Annotated in this window: 19 protein-coding genes; 11 read left to right on the top strand and 8 right to left on the bottom strand. The window is 65.8% G+C overall.

What is annotated here, in order from left to right; genetic code table 11:
• Window positions 1-233: 233 nt before the first annotated feature.
• Both BKN51_RS16455 and BKN51_RS16450 read right to left on the bottom strand, forming a co-directional pair.
• Complete coding sequence (locus BKN51_RS16455) at window positions 234-998, bottom strand: SDR family oxidoreductase (RefSeq protein ID WP_101608495.1); 765 nt, start codon at window positions 996-998, stop codon at window positions 234-236.
• A gap of 3 nt (window positions 999-1,001) precedes the next feature.
• Complete coding sequence (locus BKN51_RS16450) at window positions 1,002-1,895, bottom strand: NAD(P)-dependent oxidoreductase (protein ID WP_233223129.1); 894 nt, start codon at window positions 1,893-1,895, stop codon at window positions 1,002-1,004.
• 122 nt (window positions 1,896-2,017) lie between these two features.
• Between BKN51_RS16450 and BKN51_RS16445 the strand changes: the two genes are divergently transcribed.
• Window positions 2,018-5,311 carry a BTAD domain-containing putative transcriptional regulator gene (locus tag BKN51_RS16445; RefSeq protein ID WP_101608493.1) on the top strand — a complete coding sequence of 1,098 codons (3,294 nt, stop codon included), beginning with the start codon at window positions 2,018-2,020 and terminating at the stop codon, window positions 5,309-5,311.
• Window positions 5,312-5,717: 406 nt separating this feature from the next.
• Here the strand turns inward: BKN51_RS16445 and BKN51_RS43125 are convergent, their stop codons facing one another.
• Both BKN51_RS43125 and BKN51_RS16435 read right to left on the bottom strand, forming a co-directional pair.
• Entirely contained in the window at window positions 5,718-5,957 is a 240-nt protein-coding gene (locus BKN51_RS43125) for a hypothetical protein (protein WP_158255758.1), read from the bottom strand.
• A gap of 1,127 nt (window positions 5,958-7,084) precedes the next feature.
• Complete coding sequence (locus tag BKN51_RS16435; RefSeq protein ID WP_101608492.1) at window positions 7,085-7,483, bottom strand: STAS domain-containing protein; 399 nt, start codon at window positions 7,481-7,483, stop codon at window positions 7,085-7,087.
• Window positions 7,484-8,364: 881 nt separating this feature from the next.
• On the opposite strand from BKN51_RS16435, the gene BKN51_RS16430 reads away from it, so the two are divergent.
• The 3 genes from BKN51_RS16430 (at window position 8,365) to BKN51_RS16420 (ending at window position 11,172) form a co-directional block, all read left to right on the top strand.
• Entirely contained in the window at window positions 8,365-8,892 is a 528-nt protein-coding gene (locus tag BKN51_RS16430) for a GNAT family N-acetyltransferase (protein ID WP_101608491.1), read from the top strand.
• A 655-nt stretch (window positions 8,893-9,547) separates the two neighbouring features.
• Window positions 9,548-9,856 carry a hypothetical protein gene (locus BKN51_RS16425; RefSeq protein ID WP_101608490.1) on the top strand — a complete coding sequence of 103 codons (309 nt, stop codon included), beginning with the start codon at window positions 9,548-9,550 and terminating at the stop codon, window positions 9,854-9,856.
• Window positions 9,853-11,172 (top strand): DUF4474 domain-containing protein, encoded by a 1,320-nt coding sequence (locus tag BKN51_RS16420; protein WP_101608489.1) that lies wholly within the window; start codon window positions 9,853-9,855, stop codon window positions 11,170-11,172. The genes BKN51_RS16425 and BKN51_RS16420 overlap by 4 nt, the downstream gene beginning before the upstream one ends.
• A gap of 7 nt (window positions 11,173-11,179) precedes the next feature.
• On the opposite strand, the gene BKN51_RS16415 is transcribed toward BKN51_RS16420, so the two are convergent.
• The 3 genes from BKN51_RS16415 to BKN51_RS16405 form a co-directional block, all read right to left on the bottom strand.
• The gene (locus BKN51_RS16415; RefSeq protein WP_101608488.1) at window positions 11,180-11,419 is read right to left on the bottom strand and encodes a hypothetical protein; all 240 of its coding nucleotides are present in this window, start codon (window positions 11,417-11,419) and stop codon (window positions 11,180-11,182) included.
• 234 nt (window positions 11,420-11,653) lie between these two features.
• Window positions 11,654-11,920, bottom strand: coding sequence for a DUF1883 domain-containing protein (locus tag BKN51_RS16410; RefSeq protein WP_101608487.1), 267 nt, complete (start codon window positions 11,918-11,920; stop codon window positions 11,654-11,656).
• A 322-nt stretch (window positions 11,921-12,242) separates the two neighbouring features.
• Window positions 12,243-12,896, bottom strand: coding sequence for an SDR family NAD(P)-dependent oxidoreductase (locus BKN51_RS16405; RefSeq protein WP_233223130.1), 654 nt, complete (start codon window positions 12,894-12,896; stop codon window positions 12,243-12,245).
• An 87-nt stretch (window positions 12,897-12,983) separates the two neighbouring features.
• Here BKN51_RS16405 and BKN51_RS44675 point away from each other — a divergent pair, with 87 nt between their 5' ends.
• The gene (locus tag BKN51_RS44675; RefSeq protein ID WP_255414879.1) at window positions 12,984-13,118 is read left to right on the top strand and encodes a hypothetical protein; all 135 of its coding nucleotides are present in this window, start codon (window positions 12,984-12,986) and stop codon (window positions 13,116-13,118) included.
• A gap of 92 nt (window positions 13,119-13,210) precedes the next feature.
• Here BKN51_RS44675 and BKN51_RS16395 read toward each other — a convergent pair whose 3' ends face one another.
• Window positions 13,211-14,224: a hypothetical protein gene (locus BKN51_RS16395; RefSeq protein ID WP_101608485.1), complete on the bottom strand. Its 1,014-nt coding sequence runs from the start codon at window positions 14,222-14,224 to the stop codon at window positions 13,211-13,213.
• Between the two features lie 480 nt (window positions 14,225-14,704).
• Here BKN51_RS16395 and BKN51_RS16390 point away from each other — a divergent pair, with 480 nt between their 5' ends.
• The 6 genes from BKN51_RS16390 (at window position 14,705) to BKN51_RS16370 (ending at window position 21,350) form a co-directional block, all read left to right on the top strand.
• Window positions 14,705-17,137, top strand: a complete 2,433-nt coding sequence (locus BKN51_RS16390; RefSeq protein ID WP_101608484.1) for a DNA/RNA non-specific endonuclease — start codon at window positions 14,705-14,707, stop codon at window positions 17,135-17,137.
• A gap of 11 nt (window positions 17,138-17,148) precedes the next feature.
• Window positions 17,149-17,802 carry an SMI1/KNR4 family protein gene (locus BKN51_RS43120; protein WP_146044316.1) on the top strand — a complete coding sequence of 218 codons (654 nt, stop codon included), beginning with the start codon at window positions 17,149-17,151 and terminating at the stop codon, window positions 17,800-17,802.
• A 321-nt stretch (window positions 17,803-18,123) separates the two neighbouring features.
• Window positions 18,124-19,296 (top strand): hypothetical protein, encoded by a 1,173-nt coding sequence (locus BKN51_RS16385; RefSeq protein ID WP_101608483.1) that lies wholly within the window; start codon window positions 18,124-18,126, stop codon window positions 19,294-19,296.
• A 251-nt stretch (window positions 19,297-19,547) separates the two neighbouring features.
• Window positions 19,548-19,745 carry a hypothetical protein gene (locus BKN51_RS16380; RefSeq protein ID WP_146044317.1) on the top strand — a complete coding sequence of 66 codons (198 nt, stop codon included), beginning with the start codon at window positions 19,548-19,550 and terminating at the stop codon, window positions 19,743-19,745.
• A 337-nt stretch (window positions 19,746-20,082) separates the two neighbouring features.
• Window positions 20,083-20,928 carry an ESX secretion-associated protein EspG gene (locus BKN51_RS16375; protein WP_101608481.1) on the top strand — a complete coding sequence of 282 codons (846 nt, stop codon included), beginning with the start codon at window positions 20,083-20,085 and terminating at the stop codon, window positions 20,926-20,928.
• A gap of 35 nt (window positions 20,929-20,963) precedes the next feature.
• Window positions 20,964-21,350, top strand: coding sequence for a hypothetical protein (locus tag BKN51_RS16370; RefSeq protein WP_101608480.1), 387 nt, complete (start codon window positions 20,964-20,966; stop codon window positions 21,348-21,350).
• Window positions 21,351-22,239 lie beyond the last annotated feature (889 nt).

Here is a 22,239-nt window from a genome sequence, read left to right as displayed (position 1 = left end):
CAACTCCACATGTTCGGGAGACGACACTGAGACGGCGCACGGCGACCGCAGGATGCGGAAGCTGGTTGAGGTGATCAGGCACACGAACCGTCCCATGTGCGACCGTTTGAAGTGGTCGCTTCCAGCCTGTGTTGCAGGGCTGGTCTCAATCACGACGTGCTGACTTGAGGGCGGCCGGGACCCGGCCGCCCTCAAGCCTGATGAGGCAGTGTTTGTTCGCGCGATGTCCTCCCTTACCGGGGTGTGGAGATGCCTTGGCCGATGCCGCCGTCGATGGTGAGTCTGGCGCCGGTGGTGAAGGTCGCGTCGAAGGCGAGGAACAGTACGGCCGTGGCGATTTCCTCGACGGTGCCGTGTCGCTTCATCGGGGTAGCCGTGTCTCCCATTTCCTTCAACGCGTCCCGGTCGTCGTCGGTCATGCCGGTGATGCCCATGGTCGGGGTGTCGATGAAGCCGGGGCTGATCACGTTCACCCTGATGTTCCGCGGCAGGAGCGCGCTGGCGATCCCTTTCGCGAAGGCCCGGACGGCGGCTTTCGCTCCGGAGTAGACGGTCAGGGTGTCTGTTCCGCCTTCGTCGGCGATGGAGGTGGTGAAGATGATCGAGCCGCCGTCGCGGACGAGGGGAGCGAGCCGCTGGGTGGTGAAGAACGCGCCTTTGGTGTTGGTGTCGAAGCTTTGGTCGTAGGACGCTTCGGTTACTTGGTCGAAGGGTTCGAGCTTGGCGAGTCCGATGTTGACGAACACGAAGTCGATCTGGCCGAGTCCGGCTTCGACGAGGTCACCGAGCGCGTGGATGTCGGCCATGCTGGTGGCGTCGGATCGGACCACATGTGCGGCGGAGGACGTGAGTTCGGTGCGCGCCGTTTCGATGTTCTTCTCGTTGCGGCCGGTCAGCACGACTTCCGCGCCGCCGTCGAGGAGTGCTTTGACGACCGCGAGCCCCATGCCGTGCGTTCCGCCCGCGACGACGGCTTTCCTGCCCGAGTATTTGTTCAAGGTCTACTCCGTGGGTTTCTTGATCAGGTCGACCATGCCGGCGAGGTCGCGGTCGTGGGCGGACTGGCCGATGAGGTCTCGCAGGGGGATGGCCAGGTGGGAGAGCAAGGCTTTGTCGACGTTCTGGGCGTTGCTGGCCGTGACTATGTTGGCGATGGCCACCGCCTGCATGTCCGGTGGGGAAACGGATTCCTCGACCGCCTGCGTGCTGGTGCCGTTTCCCTGGGCGAGCAGGGGCAGAGCGACGGTCGTCGCGGTCAGCCAGGGAGCCAGCAGGGACGCGGCGAACTCCGTGAGATCGGCTTTCTCCGTGCCGACGAGGGCGAGTGCGTGGCTCGCCCCCGCGAACTGGCCGTACATCGCGCTGAGCAAGGCCAGGTCGTAGAGCGACGCCAGGCCCGGGTCGGCGCCCACGTACATGGCGGCGCTCAGCCGGTTCAGCGTGTGCTCGTACTGGTCGAAGACGTGCCGTGAGCCGCTGTAGAGGACGCGGGCTTCGGGCTGGCCGATCATCGGGGGTACGGCCATGATGCCGCCGTCGAGGTAGCCGGCGCCGCGCTGGGCTGCCCAGACAGCGGTCTCGCGGGCCTGGTCCGGTGTTCCGTTGGTGAGGTTCATCAGGGTTCGGCCGGCCAAGGCGTCACCTGCCGGGTCGAGGATCTCGTGCAGGACCGGGTAGTCCAGCAGGCAGGCGACCACAAGAGGGCTGGCCGTGACCGCCTCGATGATCGTCGCAGCCCGCATCGCGCCGCCCGCGACGAGGCTGTCCGCCTTGCTCTGCGAGCGGTTCCAGACGGTGGTGGGATGGCCTGCGGCAAGGAACGTGGCGGCCAGTGCCTTGCCCATCGCGCCGAGGCCGATGACCGTCACCGGGACGGGTGTTTCGTGTTCGTTCACCTGCAACTCCATTCGGGTCCGTGATCACCACCCTGGGACAGGCCGCCCCCGGTCCGGTCTAGGTCTGGTCTAGGTCGGGTGCGCGTCGACCCGACCGGCCGCTCGCCGGTTAACGTGGTGTCGTGCGTTTCGGAGTACTCGGTCCGCTGGCCGTGTGGACGGCGGACGGGACTCCGGTCGACGTCGGGGAGTCGAAGGTCCGTGCTCTGCTGGCGGACCTGCTGGTCCACGAGGGTCGACCGGTGTCGGCCGATCGGCTCATCGACGATCTGTGGGGCGATCGGCTTCCCATCAACCCGAGGAAGACCTTGCAGACGAGGGTCTGGCAGCTCCGGCGAGCGTTGGAAAACGCCGAGCCGGGAGGGCGGGGCCTGGTGGTGTCGCAGCCGTCCGGATATCTGCTACGGGTCGATCCGGCCATGGTGGACCTGGGCCGGTTCCGGGACCTGACCGCGCAGGCGCGAATCAGCGGCGACGCCCGCACGCGGGCGGGTCTGTTGTCGGATGCGCTGGGGCTGTGGCGCGGGCAGGCCTTCGCCGACTTCCAGGACGCGGAGTTCGCCAGGAACCTCGCTCGACGTCTTGAGGAGGAGCGGCTGGTCGCCCTCGAAGAACACGCTGAGGCGAGGCTGGAGTCGGATGACCGGCTCGCCGCCGCGCTTGCCGGGGAGCTCGGCGAACTGGTGGCTCGATATCCCCTGAGGGAACGGCTGTGCGCGGTCTACATGCGTGCGCTGTACCGCGCCGGGCGGCAGGCCGAGGCACTGGCCGTCTATAGCGTCCTGCGCCACCGGTTGGCGGAGGAACTGGGCTTGGACCCCGGTCCTGAGCTGGCAGCCCTTCACCAGTCGATCCTGGAACAGGCCACCCACCTCAGCCCTGCTTCCGGCGCCGCGCCGCGAACCAATCTGCCCATCCCGCTGAGCGCCCTGATCGGCAGAGCGGACGTCGTCGGCGAGGTGTGCTCGGGGCTGGACACGGATCGGCTGGTGACGCTGACCGGCCCTGGCGGTGTCGGCAAGACGCGGCTGGCCGTGGAGACGGCAGGCCGGCTGGCCGATGCCTTCTCCGACGGCGTTTGGCTGGTCGAACTGACAATGCTGGATCGCCAGGACAATGAGCGGACGTCCGCGGGACTGGTCGACCTGGTGGCCGCTGTCCTCGGCCTCCGCGACGACGCCACAACGCCCCTGTTTCCGTCCGCTGGTCCTGTTTCCCCGTTCGAGCGGCTCACCGGCGCTCTGCGGACGAAGCAGCTCCTGCTGGTCCTGGACAACTGCGAGCACGTGATCGAGCCGGCCGGCGAGCTCGTCGGCCGGCTGCTGTCGACAGTGCCGGGCCTGCGAATCATGGCGACAAGCCGACAGCCGCTCGCGGTGGACGGGGAGCAGGTGTGGCCCGTGTCGCCGCTGGAGCCACCGGAGCCCGGGGCGGCGATCGAAGCCGTGCGCGAGTCCAGCGCGGTCCGGCTGTTCCTGGCACGAGCGAGCGCCGCCGTGCCCGGGTTCGAATTGACCACGGACAATACCGACGCTGTCGCCACGATCTGCCGACGGCTCGACGGAATTCCACTCGCTCTGGAACTGGCCGCCACGCGGATCCGGGCGCTGGGCGTGCGGGAACTGGCCGCACGAGTGGACGACCGGTTCCGGTTGCTGGCAGGCGGGAACAGGGGAGCGCCGGCCCGTCAGCGGACGTTGCGGGCGATGATCGACTGGAGCTGGGAACTGCTCACTGCGGCCGAACGCGTCGTCCTGCGCCGCCTGTCCGTCCACTCCGGAGGCTGCACCATCGAAGCGGCCGAAGCCGTCTGCGCAGGTGGGGGAGTGCGGGCGACGGAGGTTCTCGATCTGCTTGCCCGGTTGGTGGACCGTTCGCTGGTCATCATGACCGAGACCGCGGACGGCCCTCGGTACCGGCTACTCGAATCCGTCGCGGCCTACAGCCACGAACGCCTCGGCGAAGCGGGTGAGTCCGAACGGATCCGGCGGCTGCACCGCCGGTACTACACCGAACTCGCTGAACGCGCCGAGCCACACCTGCGGAGCAGACGGCAACGATACTGGTTGCGGTGCCTGGACGCCGAGAACGCCAATCTCCACCGGGCGCTGGACGACGCGATCCAGCGCGACGAAGCGGAATCGGCTCTCCGGCTGGTCAACGCGCTGGGCTGGTATTGGTTCCTGCGCGGCAGGCTCGGCGAAGCACGCCGGATGCTGAACCTCGTCTTGACCCTCCACGGGCCGGTGCCTGCCGCGACGAGGGCCATGGCGGCGGTATGGCAAGCAGGCATCTCGCTGCTGATCCGCGATGCCACCGATCCGGACACGGTGGTGCCAGGCGATGTGCTGGACACGGTGAACGACGCCGTCGCCGACCCTGCCGTGCGAGCGTGGGCCGAGTGGTTCCTCGGCTTCGCGCAGAGCGGTTTCGATGCCCCGGCGACGACCGGTGACCAGATCGACCGGCTTCTGGCCGCCTACCGAGCAGCCGACGACAACTGGGGCGTCGCAGCCATCCTGATCACGCACACGTTCGCCTTGGCCAAGGGCGACATCGCCGAAGCCGGCCGACTCGGCCGTCAAAGCCTGACCCTTTTCGAGAAGCTCGGCGACAGCTGGGGGCAACTAAAGGCCAGGCAACGCCTCGCCACACTGTCCGAAATCAGTGGCGACTACGAAGACGCCGCACGTCTTCGCCGGGAGGGGCTGAGCAACGCCGAAGAACTCGGATTGTGGACCGAGGCGGCGTACGAACTATCCGGACTCGGCCGCAGCGCCCTGCTGGCGGGCGACTACGCCACAGCGGAGGAGTTTCACACGCGAGCGATGCGATTGGCTGCGGAACAGTCCCACTTGTGGGGCGTCCAACACGCCGAGGTCGGCCTCGGGCTTGGCGCACGCAGGCAAGGCAAGCTCGATATCGCCGAAACACACCTGCGAAACTGGCTCGATTGGTGCCGACGCTGGAACGGCACCCCTGGCCTCGCACTGATACTGGCCGAACTCGGCTTCATCGCGGAACAACGCGGCGACGCGTCAACGGCGCTCGCCCTGCACGTCGACGGTTACGTCGCAGCACAGGCCACCGGCGATCAACGGGCGATCGCACTCGCACTGGAAGGACTGGCCGGAGCACACTCACTCAACGGTCTTCACCACCGCGCCGCCCGCATACTCGGCACAGCCACCGCACTCAGGAAATTGGCAGGAGCTCCATTACCACTCGCAGAATGCGGCGACATCGACCGGATCACCACCAGGATCCGGCGCAACCTGCCCGAAAACGCCTTCGTCACCGAATTCGAATACGGTCGAAGAAATGATCCCGATGACATCACCGGACATAACACTACGCCAACCGCCCAGCAGGCAGTAGAAGTTTCCGCCGGTTGCGATAACGGAAGGCTGAGCTAGGTGATACTGGCGTGTCGTGTCGACGTTCGGAGGAGCGGCTATCTGGTGTTCATGCTGCCAGGCGAGCCTCGATCCGGATCGTTCTCGGCTCTTGTGCCATTGCCACCTTTCGCCGTCGCAGTTTGAGTTGCGTCTTGGCCCGGCCACCCACGGTCATCGGTATCCGCCGACGCGAAGTGCTGTGGCGCCGACGCGCGAGGCCGCGCGAGGCAGGGCGCCACGGGTTTGTCATCCACCTCGCGGCGGACGGCCCCGCCCCCGCGCGAGGTCGCTGATCGACTGACGCAGGAGCAGAGCGGGCCTCTCGTACGAAAAGAAACCCGCGCGGTCATCGACGAAGGAATGCTCCGATGGTTCTAGGGGCACATGTGCGTGCTGGGCCGATGACCTGGCGCGGTTGGTCGGGTCAGTCCGACCAGCCGACCACGCCGACGTAGCCGAAGTTCTGATGGCCGCAGCCGGTCCAGGTGACGAGGTAGCCCTCGGCACGTTTCTGCTGGGCGAGCTGGGAACCGGCGGCGTTGCACTGGGCGAGGGTGGAGCCGGTGATTGTTTGCTGGTAGTACGCCGGTATCGCTTGCGCGGGCGTGGTGGCGGTGAGCGACAGGACGGTGATCGCGGTGGTGGTAAGTAGTTTCTTCAGCACGGGGACAGCCAAACACGTCGCTCGCTCCCGCTCTGTGGGTAGTTTCCGCATAAATCGAGCTGGCACCGTCTTCGTCATCGACCCGCAGTACCTTGCCGACCGCGTCGACGTAGCCCTGGACCAGGTGGCCGTCCAGCGGGTCTCCGACATGAAGCGGTGTCTCGACATTGACCGCGTTCCCGGTCTCGAACCGCCGTCGCTGACGCGGTCCGCGCTCTTCGGCGCGCGCACCCGGAAGACGTCGCCCTTGATCTGTTCGATGGAACTCAGCTCGCCGATTCGCCCAGTGAACATGAATCAACACCCCATAGTGACGCCGTACCCCAGCACAGTCCGGCACGTGCCGGACACAGAGGACGCGGGGTTTCACCGCCTGGTCCCGGAATCACACCGGGCCGGTTCCACCCCTTCGGCGGAACCGGCCGACTATACGGCCGCGCCGTGGAATCGCACCACGAGCCGTTCATAGCCACACTGTCGATCATTTTCGAGGGTTCCACCCGGCGACGAACGTCTCGGCACCCGACGGGATCCAGGTGGTGACCAGTGCGGTGCTGCATCGGCATGCCTCGACCTCGTCGTCGCGAGTGTGCCTGCACCTCTCGCCGCCGACAGCTACCGCCACGTCGAGATCGTCCGCTCTGATCTGCACGGCGACGGCCGCCCGCTGCCCGGTATCAGAAGCTCGACAACGATAGTCCGAACCTTGGAGAACATTCCCGTCGAGGTCCTTGTCCGCGCTCGTCCGACGAGTGTCCCGACCGCGGCAGGTCGAGGATTTTGGGCGGCATAGCGCCGACGCCAAAGTGGATCACTTACGCACGATGGGGCGGTGTCGACCCGGCCCGTGGTTCCTCCGCCGGCTCGTCTCCGCCTTCCGCCACGGTGGGCTCGGCGAAGCCGACCTCGTGGCGATCCAGAAGGAACGGCTCCCCGCGATCGAGAAAGTCCAGGCACAGCAGACGGCCCGTACCCGCCCCGGCTCGACGACGCGGTGCTCGGACCGGCCGGCTGAGGGAAGTCGACGATTCACCAGGACGATCCGAGGTATTTCCCGATCATGTCCTCGGCAAGCTCGCTGGGGCGGGGTCGCCGCGCCCGACCCTGGTGCGAACAGCGGGTTCCGGTCAGGGCGTGAACGTCATGGCCGGCTCGTCGCGGTGACCGGCGCGCCCCGCGTTTCGGAGCCATGTGCGAGCGTCGGAGGGCCGACGGTGAACAACCAAGTCGGAGCCGAGGCGGAGGGTGAGCAGCGGGCGAAGGATGGCGTAGGCGGCAGTGTGGAGCGCGAAAGGTACTCCGGCGCGCTGTGCGTCCGCGCACGCGGTCAGGAGTTCCGAGAAGGTGCCCGCGGAACCGAACGTCATCGTGGTGGCGTCGACGAGGATGGCACGGGGCTTGGCGGCGATCGCGTCGGCGAGGCAGGTGCTCAGCGAGGTCTTCTTCGTAGCGTCGAAGTCCCCGCGGAGGGCCACGACCAGTGCGTCATCGCGCCAGATCGTCTGTTCGAAGCCTTTCCGTGGCATCGGGATCCGGGAACTGCGATCGATCCGGGAACTCGACGTGCGCGCGGGACAGTGGCGTGACCCGGTGGGGGACATGGTGACGTCTGCTCCTCGACTCGGTCGCTCGTGGCGCTCGCCGGGTGAGGCCGTCGGCGCGACAGAAAGAGGATCATAACCCGGCGTGCTGTACGGCCGGAGCCGATACCAGGTCGAACACCGGCGACCCTTTCGGCGGGCCTGCCGAGCTGACCGCGGCTGGTGACCTCGACGGGTCGAGGTGCCCCCTCACTACGACGATGCTGACGGAAAGTGTTTGGGCGTAACAAAGATTCGGGTAATCGAGAAACGACCCCTGGGACGTTCGGCGGTGAGGGTGGGATGTATGGCTGTGGCGAAACGACGTCTGGGCAGAACGACCATGGATGCGAAGTCAGCGCGTCGCATGGCGGTGACTTGGGATCTTTTCGGGGCTGTCTGGCTCATTCTGGGAGTAACCGATGTGGGGCCGATGGACTGGAAGAACTGGGCCAACGTCGGCCTCGGCGCGGTGTTGGTGCTGGGCAGTGGCTACTACTGGGTCATTTTCCTGCGCGGGAACCGGAAGGATCCCTGAGCTGCCGACATGGCGTCGCTGGCGGCGGCGAACAGCGCTGTCGTGATGACGAGCACGGCGCGCAGGCGAGGGTGACCTGGCGGGATGGGAGGCCGAACCGGGCCCACTGGGCGGGGCGAAACGCTCCACCGGGCCGTCCCCTCATAGGGCTCGCGCAATGAGCGAGTATGCGTTTCGACCGTCTTGCCGTACCGCGTTATGGTCGATGCCGCGCCGATGCCGCCTCGTCGCCATCACCCCACGCGTACTGCTGCCGCTGAACAAGCCTGGACCACGAGGAGCATTTCCCATGACAGTGACCCATTCCGACTCGGTGGAACTTGTCGCGGTGGACAATGACGTGCTTGACGACCTGGTCAGGGTCGCGGTCGAGGATGCGTCGGCCGACGACGTGACGCCGCCGCTGACGGCGGACGGTTCGTGGAGCGACGAGCGGATCGCTTGGCTGCGCGCCTACCATCAGGACCGTCGAGCTGGCCTGGCCGGACACTGCCGGGAACGTACCTGGGCTGTTCGTGCCGAAGGAATGATCGTGGGGGCGGTGCGCCTCGCAGCCGGTCCCACCGGCGATGCGGCCGCGGAACTGGGGATCTGGCTCGCACGCTCGACGCGGGGTCGCGGCGTCGGCGCCGCGGCGGTGCGGCTGCTGGTCGACGAGGCGTCGGCGGCCGGTGTGGCGACGCTGAGTGCGTCGACCCGTGAGTCCAATCAAGCAGCCCTGCGGATCCTGCGGTCCGTCGGCTTCACCACCGACCGGCCCGGTCCGGACGGAGCGGTCGAGGCGCGACGCGGACCGTTGCAGAGCGATCCCGCCTGACAAAGGCACGTCTTCATTCGATCTGCAGTGTGTGCGCCATCTGACTCAGCCCTACGACCGGCCCGCCCTCGCATTCTCCTGTCGTGTCGGCGGGGATTCGTCGGGTCTTCCTGTCCCGAGCTAGGTGACGTCGCCGTCAGGATCGAGAAGGAGGGGACGCGGTGCGCACGTGGCCGTTCCCAGCACGCTCAGCACTGACGAACGGTGTCGTACCGAGGACCTCGCCCACACAGATCGCCGGATCCGGGTCGCTCTCGACACCCCCGATGCGGACTTCATGTAGGTGATGGCCGCAGGCCCGGAACTGATCCGCTACTGGGAGCACGCACCCACCTGCGGCAAAGTATGTGGCGTCGAAGGCGGGCCGGGCGCTACGCAGGTCGAACAGGAAGGACGAGCCACAGAGCTGATCGTGAGGTCATGCTCGGTGCCGGGGCATGGTGTCGTCGGGCCGCGGCCGGTGGCGCGTGATGCCCGGCGCGAAGATGTCGAGTCTTTGTTAGCCACGTGATGAGGGCGTCGCGAGTGTGGGCAACCAGGTAATGGCGCGGTGGTGACAGACGTCGATGCGGCGCCTGTCAGAACCGGGTATCGAATCCAGGATTGAATGTTACATTGCCTACGCGGGATGTCACTTATGTGGGGAGGATGTGCTGTGGGTTTCGAGGTCGATGTCGCGGATATCAGCAATGCGGCGGGAAAGCTCGCCGCGGGGAAGCAGCCGACGCTCACCGCTGGGGGTGCGCCGAACGTCGGCGACACCCACCGTGCTGCCGGTTACGCGGGGGACTACGACGTGTGGTTGCTGACCCGTCAGGAAGACCTGAAGGCGGCGCAACTCCAGGTGGTTAGCCTGGTTGACGCCATTCGTGCTGCCGCCAAGAGTTACGAGGGGACCGACTCCGCCGCGCGTGACACCTTCTTGAAGGCATTGGACAGCGGCCTCGAAGGGATTGACCGGTGAGCTCGGTCTTCGACAAGATCCGCCATGTCGCCGACCAGGTGGAAAAAGGCAGCACGACCGACCTGGACGATCGGGCCCGAGCCTGCCGTGCCACCAAAGAAGCCGTTCTGGACGCCAAGGTGCTGGTCGAGGCGGTCCGGGTTCAGCTGGCCGAGTGCTGGCGCGGCGGGGCCGGCGAGTCGGCGCTCACGTCGCTGACGGACTTCAAGAAGAACCGCGACGACCAGGCGCAGGATCTCGAGGAGTCCGCGGTGTCGTTCGAGGTGGTCCGCGACGCGCTGTCCAAAGCGCAAGGCGACGCTCGCAGTCACCGTGCGGACGCCGAAGCGCTGGAGAAACAGCTGGACGGCGTCTGGAATGACCTCTCGCGTGGTGAGGGCAACATCGTCTCCGCGTGGGCGGAGGACAAGGTGATCAAGGCGCGGGCTGTCGTCGTGCTCGCGGACCTGGAGCGGATCGTCCTCGGCTACGACGCGGTCCTTCTCGCCGAGGGGCTCAAGCTCCGGACCAAGACCGGCCAGGTGTGGGAGCTGGCGGGGTCGGAAAAGCGGAACCTCGCCGAGATCGCCGCGATCATGCTGCGTGAGATCCCGGGCATAGCCGAGCTGGTGAAGAACGATCCGAGGCTCAAGGTCGCCCTGGCGACCGGAAACTGGGAACTGCTGCTCCAGAACCGCGAGATCGCGCAGAAGATCTACGACTATCTCGGCTTCAGATACGTCGCGGACGGCGACTACTACACCACCGGCGAACACTCGATGCAGAGCTTCCTGGGCTGGCACGACTTCTACGACAAGCTGGAGAAGCTCATCGGCGCGGACCTCGACGCGACCGGTGACGATGGTGACAATATGGAATTCACCGACCCGAAGACCGGCAAGCAGTACCGGCTCGAACTGTGGAAGGGCAGCTACGGGTTCGGTGGCGCGTTCGGCGGCGAAGTCGGGTTCTACACCCGTGAACCGGGCTCGTCGGACCCTGCGGGCTACTTCGACGCCGCCCAAGGCGACGACCAGATCAAAGTGAGCCAGACGATCTACAACAAGACGACCGACGAGGTCTACTTCACCAACGACGGCCACGGCGCCGACGGCAGCGACAAGAAGCACTTCTGGAACCTGGGGATCCGCACCGATCCTGACGTCGATCCAAGCCAGCTGGCCCAGCGCGCCACGATCGAGGTGCGGGACATCGGCCTGCGCGATCAGCTCTATGACGAGATGACCCGGTGGGCTGAAGCGCACCGCGATCAGAACCTCATCGTCACGAAGACGACCGACGACCCACCTGCCCTGAGCTACACCTGGGAGAAGTGAGCCACGTTCAGGTCGAGGGCTCCGTCTTGAACTCCCACGGCACGTCGTCGTTGCTGCCTCGTCGCCGGTTCTCGGTGTCGCGCAGTCCGGCGAACACGCCGTCGACGTCAAGCAAACCGGCGACCTCGTCGGCAATGTGCTGGCCGTGCCGCGTTTCGATCTCTTCGAGTCCTTCGCGCAGAGCGCCGGTCGCGGCGGTTCTTGCCGTGGCCCGCAGCGTGCGAGCCAGCTCCTCCGGGTCACTCATGAACCCACTCTATCGGTGCACGTCGCACCGGTCGACGTTCACCGAGCCGATGGACCGGATCCTGGCTCCGCCGATCAGGCGAAGTGCTCATGTGCTGATGGTTGGTCCGCTGCCATTCAAGGAAAGAATCGACCGTGGCATCAGGCAGTTCCCGGTCCGTGGTGACGACCACCGGAAAGGTGACGTGACGCAGACGGACGTAGTGGTGACAGGTCTCGGCCGCAGAACGCGCGGTCAACGTTTCACCGACACCGTCGGGGAACGTAACGGGACCGCCAATCCATCAGCGTCCACGACGAGAAACCAGTGCGCGTTGCTCGGGATGGTCAAGTTGAAGCTCGCAGTCAACGCCACGCCTCCCAGCATCCGATAGAACTGCTTGCGTTGATACGCGAGGTGGTTGGTCTGTGTCATCAGGCGGACGTTCACTGGCGCTCGCAACAAAAGCGTCACAACCACGCCGCGTTCCAGGAAGCCCAGATCGAAAGACTCAAATGTCATAGTCCGCCTGCCCTGGTGGTTTCGGGTCGGCGGGTCTGGCGCCTTGGCTCGACGTCTACCCTTCTGTTGATTGACAGTCGTTTCCCCTCATAATCGCGTTACCAAAGAGGGGTGAAGTTTGCCGATAAATCCGAAAGTGGAAACTAACAATTTCCTCGCTCGCCGGGGTGCTTCTCGTCGACGACGGTGGCTCGCGCACACACGCTCATCGGGCTCTGATGGCCCTTGGCCTGCAGAAATCGGATCGAAAAGTCTTGTTCGGCGTCCGAGTCAGATCGGAGCCGACCTCGCGGATCATCGTGCCGCGTCAAAAACGGCATAATCATCCGCCTCGCGGCATGTGCGTATACCCGGCAATCGACGAGGCGTCCAGGCATGATGCGCTCTTTCTTCGTGGTGGTTGTGTGGTGTCAGGCGGCGGTGTAGCCGCCGTCGGCGGTGGCGACCGCGCCGGTGATGAACCCGGACCGGGGCGAGGCAGGAAACCGATCACCTCGGCGATCTCCTCGGGCTGCGCGACACGGCCCAAGGGGTGGGCGTCGCCGAAGGAGCGCAGATACCCCCGGCTGTCCGCGCGGAAGTTGTCGAGCATGTCGGTCTCGATCACACCGGGGGCGACGACGTTGGCCCGGATGCCGTGCGGGCCGCCCTCCAGCGCGAGCACCTTGGTCAACTGCGCCAGTGCCCCCTTTGACGCGCTGTAGGCGGCCGCATCGGCGAGGCCGACTGTGCAGGCGAACGAGCCGACCGTGACGATCACGCCCCCGCCGCGTTCGCTCATCGCTCGGAACGCTTCCCTGGCGTGCAGAAACGTTCCGCGGGCATTGATCGACATCAGCTCGTCCCAGTCGGCCGCAGTGGTCGCGATGATCGGCTTGTTCACCGATCGGCCGGCGTTGCTGACCAGGATGTCCATGCCGCCGAACCGGTCGATCGCCGCAGCGACCGACCGCACTGCGACGTCCTCCCGGGACACGTCACCCAGCGCCAGGCGGTGCACAGCGCGGCGATCAGGGCCTCCGTCGGCGAACGTGGGCTCCTCGTCGCCGAGGGAGTATCGCGTGTGCTCGACGATTCGCCCGCCGCGGCGGGCGACCGCGCCATGCGCGTCGCCCGCAACGGCATCGAGCCCTCAGGCCGGTCCGGCTGCTACCACTGGATCGTAGAACGCGCAATTTCCTGGCAGGCCGGTTGCTGACGCAAGACTGTCCGCGACGAATGCCGCGCCGACGAACTCCTGCGGCTTGCTTTACCGATTTGGCATGTGAGACACGGTCGAAGGTGGATGGATCAGTACGGCAGGACGTAGGCGTGACTCATGTCGGAGTCGTGTGTGGTGGTCGAGTTGCGTGAGTCGGGGAGTCCGGTGGCCGTTCCCTGGATGCCGGCGGTCTCGCCGCCCAGCCATTCGGCTTTGACGTAGGCGTTGAACCGGGGGACGCAGCCTGGTGCTTTGCTCACGGTGAAGTCCGCTTTGTTGAGTGGCACGTATTTGTGGTGTACCCAGTACGGCACGTCGTGCGTGGCCTGGATGCTGCTGTCGGTTTTGCAGAGTGTGCCGTCGGACTTCCATTGGTTGATGAAGAGCGTGAACTTCACTTGGGACGTCTTGTACTTGTCGCATGGCGTGTTCGGCCAGCAGATCATCAGTTCGACGTCGCCGACCACGTTGAGGCCCTGCACGGTTGTGGGGAGGGTGAAGTAGTCGAGCGCGGGTAGTCGCACCACCGGGGCATCGGCGTTGAGGCCGTGCACTCCCGCGCTGACGCTGGATTGCACTGGTTGGCCGTCGGTGGCGTTGGCGACCGAGGTGTCGGCGAACGTGATGTACCCGCTGTCCAGCCGGTAGGTGGCGTCGTTGGCGCCGAGCGAGTTGCCTCGCACGTTCGCGGTGCAGGTGACTGTGCCGGCGACGCCGGGGTGGACGAGGAAACGGGTGTAGAGCGTCACGTCCTGCAACGGTGAGCCCGAGTTCTTGTCGTACACGTTCTGCCCGGTCACCATGTTCTTGCTCCAGCCGCCCGGACCCTTGCAGACGACCTCGTTGTCGAAGAGGCTGCGGATGGTGGCGTTGTTGACCCGCATCTTCGAGACCACGTATGCGGTCTGCGTGGCGGTCATGTTCAGCGAGATGGTGCCCACGGGAGTGACGTTCTGGTCGACTCCGCCACCGGGTGGGAGTCCGGGCGCCAGGATTGTTTGCGGGGTGAAGGTAACGGATGTCGCCGCCTGTGCGGGCGTGGCGACCAGCAGGCAGGCGAGCAGCGAGAACACCCCCATCACGGCCAGGGAACGGAATTTCACGTCAGATTCTCCTTATCGGAATTACTTATTGCGGAGCCTGTAGCTGCGTCACCAGCGCATGCCGAAATCGCATCTGTTCGTCGATACGGCCTCATCCGGGGTGGAATCGCGCATGCTTCCGGTTCACAAGGCAGATGCAGGACGCCTGTGCGGTGATCGACCGGAACGGCGGCAGGCGGCCGCACTTCCCCGAAGCGCACCCAAATACGGAAGCCCCCAAGCGACGCCCGGCGGTCGGACAGTCATCCATACTGCGTGGTGTCCTTATACCGGACCATCCGCCGTTCGAGTGGAGCAGTGACAACCTCGACGCGCTACACGGGCAGGACAGTGAACACAAAGCACTGCGGCGACCTGCCAAAGAGGGGTTCTTGAGGGCTGGTCGAGCCTCATTGTCTTGGTGGCCCGGTCAACGATCCCGTCGACCATGAGAACACCGCGGACAAGAAAGCCATCGCTCTCGAAGGCCTGGCCCAGCGGATGCAGCAATCCACCGAGGTCACCCAAGCGGACAAGGACAGGGCCTGGGCCGCGGCCCGGCAAGCCCGAGCCGACGCCAACACCGCGAAGGAGGCCGCGCGTATCGCCCGTGGGCACGCGGATGACGCGCAAGCGGCGGCGGGCCGGGCTCGCGGTGCTGCGATCGAGGCCGACGCGGCCGCTGGCCGGGCCCGCGCTCACGCCGACGCCGCCCAAGCTGCCGCCGCGCAGGCCCGCGCCGCCGCGCGTGAAGCCGAGGTCGCCGCCGAGAACGCCCGCACCGCCGCGAACGAGGCCCAGGCCGCGGCGGCCCGCGCCAACGAAGCCGCCACTCGCGCCGAACGCGAAGCCGCCGCGGTGCACGCCGAAACCCTGCGCGCACGCGCCTCCGCCGAGGAAGCCACCGCTGCTGAGGCCCGCGCCGCGGAAAACGCGCGCAACGCCGCGAACCTCGCTCAGCAGGCCGCCGTCGAAGCGGCCACTACGCTCGACGCCGCTCACCGCACCCGGGACGAGGCCAACGCCGCCGGAGTTGAGGCAGCCACCGCCGCTCCCCAGGCCGGGATCGCCGCTCGTGCCGCGACCGCGTCGGTGCAATCGGCTTCCGGGATCGCGGCGCCCGCGGACCAGGCCATCGCGATCGTCAGCCCGTTCACTGGCGCGGACATCGACGCCGACTTCATCGTCATGGTCGCCAACCGCGCCAAGGACGTCGGCGACACCCAGGTCAAGGCCGCCCAGGCCGCCGCCACCGACGCCGCCGCCCAAGCCCAACGGGCTGCCGAAGCGGCTCGTAACGCCGCCGCCGACGTCGCCCCCGCTTACCAGGCCGCCGCCCAGGCGGCCAGCTCCGCGGCCGACGCCGCCCGTTCCGCCGCGGCGGCGCAGCAGTCGGCGGCTGATGCCGCCATCCATGGCGCCGCCGCCCGCAAGGCCGCGGCGGAGGCCGCAGTCGTCGATGCCGGCGCTCAGGCCGATGCTCAAGCGGCACGCGCGGCAGCGAACCAGGCAGCCGCCGACGCCGCCCTCGCCGGAAGGTTGGCGGACCAGGCCGAAGCCGACGCCCGCGCGGCACGGAAAGCCGCCGACGGCGCCACCCGCGCGGCAAATGAGGCCAGCGCCGCGGCCACCCGCGCCGAACAAGACGCCGCCGCGGCCCAACGAGCCGCCGAACAGGCCCAACGCGACGCCGACGCCGCCCGCGCCTCCGCTGACCGGGCCGCGGAACACGCCCGAAACGCCGACGAGGCGGCCACCAACGCCGAAAACTATGCCAAAGACACCGAAGCGCGCGCGAACAACGTCGCGCAGGTTTCCCGCGACATCCAAGCCCAACTGGCCCAAATCCAGGAACAACTCAGGCTGGAAAACGAAGCCCGGCAGCGACAGGAGGTGGAGCAGGCCATCACCGACGACAGTGAGATCCCCGAGCTGACCTCGGCGGAAGCCGAGGCGCTTCGGACCGAGAAGGGGCAAGTCGCTGTCGACGAGTACAACCGCGCTCGCGCGGACTCCAACAAGCCTTTGCTTGATTTCATCATCGCCGAGGGCGGGCAGGTCATCCTCGACATCGTCGGCTACAACGATGCCAAACGCTGCTTCACCGAAGGCGACTTCATCTCCTGTGTCATGACCGTCATCAATGCCCTGCCCATCCTCAAGATCGCTTCCGTGCTCAGCAAGATCCCCGACGCCGTGTCCGCCGTCGTCCGTATCGTCAAAGGCATCCGTACCTTTAAGGACCTGAAGGTCGCGGGGAGGCGGCTAAGCAGCGAACTGCGGGACCTGGCCCAGCGGCTGGTCAAGTGCAAGCCGGTTGCCGCGAACAGTCTCGCCGGACCTGGCTGTGACGTGCAGACGAAACCCAAGCGTGACCCCCATGCGCCGCCGGTGAACGATCCGCGGCGGGATCCCTACCCGTTCCCCGGCCCCCTCCCCGAGCCTGGCCCTGGTGAGGAGAACAACGACCGGAAATGCCCCGACGGCACTACTGGATGGGTCATCAACGACCGGATGCAGAACTTCACCCACAGCAACGTGCCCGCAAGCCGCGCCACCGGTGGAACTGCATGCGTCGCTCACGTCGTTCCAAGGCAACCTGGAGATCCAGACACGCCCGTGGGGTTCGACGGGCTGACGATGGACAGGAGCCATCTCGTCGCATCGACAATGGGCGGAGTGCACCATGTGCAAAATATCGTCCCGCTGTATAAGATGGCGAATAAGCCAGTAATGCAATGGGACGTTGAAGAGCCAATCAAGCAAGCGGTTCGTGGCGGCGAACCGGTGTACGTTCGAGTTAGCGCCTACTATGAGGGTAACGAGGCTCTGCCAAAGAGGCTGTACGTCAAAGCGTGGGGCATGAAAGGAAAATTCCGTTGCCTCGCAATAATCGAAAACATTCCCAACCCGCCGCGCGCGATCTGTCAATAGACTTTGTGTCGGTGAGTGCTGTTTTGAGTGTTTCACGCCAGGTCTCGATCTCGCCAGCCTGGCGTGATACATTGACTCAAAGTTATTTCTTGTACCGAAAGGACTTGCGGTCGATGGTCGAGAGTCGTCCCGTGCTGGACCGTATAGCGTCTGCCGTCGATTGGAAGGGTTCAGTTTTGCCCGAGCTTGCCTGGGGTGCAGTCGAGGGCAGGGTGGGGACCTCCTTTCCTGGTGACTACAAGGAATTCATGAGTCGATTTCCCTCCGGGGCATTCCGTGACGTTATAAGAATTCTGAACCCCATTCAAAATAGTGAACACTTGACTCTCTTCAAGGAAGAGTTTGATCGAAATCTAATCGGCGTCAAAATGGCCAGGGAAAACGGATACGACAGCTTTCCGCCATTTCCGGAGCCTGGTGGGGTAATTCCATTCGCTTCTGATTTTGCTGGCGGTGCACTTTTTTGGCTGCCGTGGACGTCTGATCCTGATAAATGGCACGTGGTATATCAGAGTCGGCACAGCCCTGATGAATGGACGAGGACAAGGCGGCCGATGACCGCTGTGTTGCTTGAGCTCGCGACCAGTCGAAGCACGCGCAACATTCTCGGTTGGGACATGGCCGCCAAAGATCGGTCATTGGCGCCTTTCGAAGTCGGTTCCTGAACCGAACGTGCCGACGTCTGGCGCGGAGGGGGATCCAGGTGGAGAGGTGTCGAATCTCCATTATGGCCGGAAATGCCCGGAGCAGCTACCCCTCGGTGAGCCCTGACGAAGGCATGCACCGCCGTCTCGAAACATCGATGTTCGGCGCGTGGCGTCTGGATAAACTCGACGTCCGCATGGTCGAGCGCGACAACGCCTGAAACCGAGTCCTGCTAACAGAAAACGGACGACCTCAGCAATGATGGGTAGCGTTGCGTGCGTGCGGTGTTTACTGTTGCCTGCCGGGCTTCGATTGTCGGGGCCTCGTGCGATGCTCGTCGTATGGATGCAGTGATGGGGTTCACGACGCCGGAGAAGCCGGTGGATGTGGCGGAGTTGTTTCCGGCACTGGCTGGGTTGGCGCGGACGACGGTGCGACTGCATCCGCAGCGGGGCGTGACCACGGCGTACGAGTCGTCGTTGGGTGGGCCGTTGTTGTGGCCGGCGGACGAGGCGTGGCCGGTGTGCACGATCGATCATCCTGATGATCGGCCGTTGCGCAGCGCGGAGGGGCAGAAGTTGGAGCGGCGCCTCGCCGAGCTGCGTGCGGCGGTGGACGCACGTACTACCGCCCTGGTGGAGCCGTCGCTGTACCGCGAGTACGAAGCGGTGGAAGCCTGTATCCGGGAGGCGCGGCGAGGGGAGTACGCGAGTGATCCGGCGGCACGGCTGCCCATGGTGGCGGTCGCGCAGGTCTACGCACGTGATGTGCCGGAGTTGCCTTTTCCGGAGGGGACCGATGTGTGCCAGGTGTTGTGGTGTCCCACCGATCACGAGCCTGATTACGCTCCACGGGTCGACGTGCGGTGGCGCAACGCCACGACGGTGACCGCGGTGGCCACCGCACCCGAACCGGACCGCGAGCACAGCGAGGACGGTTACCTTCCTGCGTCGTGCCGGATCACGCCGGAGCGGGTGGTGGAGTTACCCGACTGGGATGATCTGCCCTCCGACGAACTGCGTGAACAGATCACAGCGTGGGAGAAGGACCGGGAGTGGAGCTACGGCCGGCATCTGTCCGTTGCACCGGGAACGAAGATCGGCGGCTGGGTGGCCTGGGAACAAAACGCGTTCTGGCCTGAATGCGACCAGGGGCATCGGATGGATCACCTGCTGACGGCGGCCACGTCCGAGTGTGGCTACGACGCTTGGCAGGCGTGGATGCCGCTGGAAACGCGGGCCCGGACATCCTTCGGGAAGCGGGTGCGGTTCACGATGGTCGATGGCTGCACGAGCCACACCATGATCGGGCTGGACGAGGAGTTCGACCCTGCCACGTTCACCATGCTCGGCCGCGCCGTGGTGGCGGAGTCGGTAACAGAAGCAGTCATTCCCCTCGACAGCGCCGAACCCGACGGGCTGGGGCTCATGATCGGCGACGTCGGCGACCTGTACATCTTCGTGTGCCTCACCTGCCCGGATCGGCCTACTGCGGTCGAGCTTCAATGCGGATAAGAAGAGCGCTACGGCTACCCGGATGTCGCTCGCGCAGGAGGCCCGGCGTGATCGCCGCGACGAAGCCGACTTCGCCGCGGCCGGGGCAGTCCCGCCTTGGTCGCGGGGCCGCTCGGTCCGCTGGGCGAACACCGTGTGTCGCGCAGTTCATGGGCGTAACTTTGGGGTTTGTGACGGATCCTTGGCTGCGTATCGAGGTGCTCGATGGGAGCGTCCCGGCGAGCGAGTGGCGTCGTGCTCACGCTGATGCTTTGATCGACGCTGCGATCGCGGACCGGGCCGTGCGGTGGTCGTGGCGGGAACATCGTCGTGGTGTGGTGTTCGAGATCGCCTTCCGGACGGAGCGCATCCGCGACGAGTTCTGCGGTCAGCTCTTGGTCAAGGCGGTACTCGGCGCTGTGCCGGACCAAGAGTCGGGGGAGGACGGCGTAATTCGAACGGGTGGCTGACCGGTACGTATATCTTCCACAGGAAGAATGCTCGGGTGGTGCGGCGCGGGTTGTGAGGGCCGCGGACGTGATGGTGGGGCTGCTAGGTATGTAAGCCCGCCGGATGGTGTGCGCCGGTAGACATCTCCGACGATCGGAGCTGACATATCCGGGTGCGTTCCGGCACGCACCGATTGCCACGGTTTCTAACTCGCGTCGTTGGTAATTGTCGAAGAGTCACCCGTTCGAGGGGACGACCTGGGGATGCTCACGATCTGCGTCCGCACGTTTACCGGATGCGCGCTCGGTGCGCTACGGTGTGTATCCGTTTGGGTGTCCTTTGACGTGGGGACCGTCGATGGCGATTGATTTTGGTTTCACGCTCGACCGGGTGCAGGTCACGGTGCTCGGTTACGCGTTCGGTGTGCAGGTCACGCGTTACCCCTTGACCTTGCCGCGGATTGATCCCGATCCGGTCCGTCTGCTGCACACGGTGACGGTCGCGAACATACTGCTCAGGAAGCGGCGCCTGTGCTCGAGCGGCGGGGTCAACGCCCGCGTGCGGGCGGCATTTGGTTTGTTCGCCGATGCGCGCGTCGAGATCGCTCTGACTGGTGTCACCGGCACCGGTGACCAGTTCGGAGTGCTCGGACTCAGCGACGGTCGTCAAGCTCTTATCGTCGAACAGGCCGACAGGGACAGCGATGTCGGCTTCCGGCTGTTGCCGGACGAGGATTGGGTGGACGAACTCGCGTGCCACGCGCCGTCAATGCCGGCTGGTCACGGCAGGGAACTCGTCTTCACGGACACTCTTCCCGTCTCACGGTCGGCGTTCGCTGCCCGCCGCGCTCGCGAAGTCGATGAAGATGCCGCCGAAACCCGCCAGTTCGAGCAGGACTCGGTCATGTCCATGGTCCGGCCCCCACAACACCTGTTTCACGGCCACACCCGGACCGACCGGGAGACAGCGGCCGGGATCCTCGCAGGGGAACGCCTCGGCTCCGGACGGCTCCTGGTCACCGGTCGGGGACGCGGACCGTCCGGGCGCCGCCACACGGACCCGGTCGCCTGGTTCGACACCGCGGCCGGCCGGTACCTGCTTTACTCGAGCACATCCGAGGGCACGGCGACTGTCCGGCTGCGTCCGGGCGGAACCCGCGAGCTCGCCCACTGCCTTCGCGATGCCGTCGGCACCGTCTACTGAAAACCGATGCCGCACAGAACTTCGGAGCCCATCTGATGCCTGAGGAAGAACCACTCCGGTACAGCAGCCCTCTCGACGACTTTCTCACTGGAGCGAGGGAAGGCGACTTCACCGTCAGCGCCGCGTTCGCCGATGAGATGATCGCCGCTCTACAGGAAATGATCACCGTCTTCCGCGCGATAAATGAAGTCCAGCCCTTTCCCGAGCCGCCGAGGCTGAGCGACACCGAAGCCGCGCGATGGATTTCCGATCGCATGCACCAGAGCGCCGTAGGCGAGCACGGAATGCTCCACACCCTTGACCAGGCGGCCACCACCATGCTGCCGAAAGTCATCGAAGCGCTGGAACTCGCCCGGCGCCGCTACATCGAGAACGAGGAACAGGCCATGGAAGCCCTCCACCTCCCCGGAGGCGACGCATGATCGACGACCTCACTGCGGCGGTCTCCGACCCCGCCAGCCCCGACTATTCCCCCGATCACCCTGCTTATCTGCCGACCGCTGACCCTTCGCAGCCCTACCACACCACCGACCACACCCCGGACGGCAGGAGTAGCCCGCCCGAGGTGGTAGCGGATACCCGCCGCATCGCCTCGGAGATGGTGGGGGCACTGGGGCCTGGCGGTCGAGTGATCGCGCTGCAATTCAATGAATACCTGGAGGAAGCCGCGCCAGCTGGGCCTGGTTGGGCCATCGACTCCTATGGAGACGATGGCCCGCCCCGGACGGCGTGGGAATTCCACGATCACCCGACGATGATGCGGGCTATCACCACCAACGCTGGTGTCGCGTCCGTGCACGAACAAGCGCGTAGATGGTCGAACGCGGCCAGCGACCTGCCAAAGCTGGCCCGCGCACTCGATGTGAGTAGGAGTGGAGGCTGGCAGGGGCGAGCCGCGGACGCCGCGTCCCACCAGTTCATGCAGATCGCAGAGTGGGTCTCGGAGGTCGCCCGCGGTGCTTTCAGCGCGGGACAGCAACAAGCCGAGCGTGCCTCGATTCTCCAAGAGACCCAGAAGCACATGGAGGCTGTGCCGCCTGTCGAGTTCGACCAGCGCGCCGCGAACGCGCGTCTCGACCAGATGACCGACCCCGCACAGATCGCCCGCCAGATCACAGAAGATCAGCGAGTCGTGCAGCAGCAGCACGAAGCACAGGCGCGCGCCGCCGATCTGATGAGCCTCTACGACCGAACTCTCGCAGCGAGCGGAAAAGCGCCCCACTTCCCGCCACCGCCGCTCAACAGCTCTGATCCAGTCCCAACCACCGCACAACCCGCGACAGCCACAGCGCCGACTCAAACCCGGGCGAA

This window comes from Amycolatopsis sp. BJA-103, from assembly GCF_002849735.1.
Classification (GTDB): domain Bacteria; phylum Actinomycetota; class Actinomycetes; order Mycobacteriales; family Pseudonocardiaceae; genus Amycolatopsis.
This window is presented reverse-complemented; position numbering and strand designations above follow the sequence as displayed.

What these genes read in the sequence shown, in the direction of transcription:
- BKN51_RS16435 (WP_101608492.1), bottom strand. Translation starts at nt 7,483, where the DNA reads ATGCCACGGAAAGGCTTCGAACAGACGATCTGGCGCGATGACGCACTG.
- BKN51_RS16375 (WP_101608481.1), top strand. Translation starts at nt 20,083, where the DNA reads ATGGCGATTGATTTTGGTTTCACGCTCGACCGGGTGCAGGTCACGGTG.
- BKN51_RS16370 (WP_101608480.1), top strand. Translation starts at nt 20,964, where the DNA reads ATGCCTGAGGAAGAACCACTCCGGTACAGCAGCCCTCTCGACGACTTT.
- BKN51_RS16430 (WP_101608491.1), top strand. Translation starts at nt 8,365, where the DNA reads ATGACAGTGACCCATTCCGACTCGGTGGAACTTGTCGCGGTGGACAAT.
- BKN51_RS16415 (WP_101608488.1), bottom strand. Translation starts at nt 11,419, where the DNA reads ATGAGTGACCCGGAGGAGCTGGCTCGCACGCTGCGGGCCACGGCAAGA.
- BKN51_RS16410 (WP_101608487.1), bottom strand. Translation starts at nt 11,920, where the DNA reads ATGACATTTGAGTCTTTCGATCTGGGCTTCCTGGAACGCGGCGTGGTT.
- BKN51_RS16390 (WP_101608484.1), top strand. Translation starts at nt 14,705, where the DNA reads ATGCAGCAATCCACCGAGGTCACCCAAGCGGACAAGGACAGGGCCTGG.
- BKN51_RS16385 (WP_101608483.1), top strand. Translation starts at nt 18,124, where the DNA reads ATGGATGCAGTGATGGGGTTCACGACGCCGGAGAAGCCGGTGGATGTG.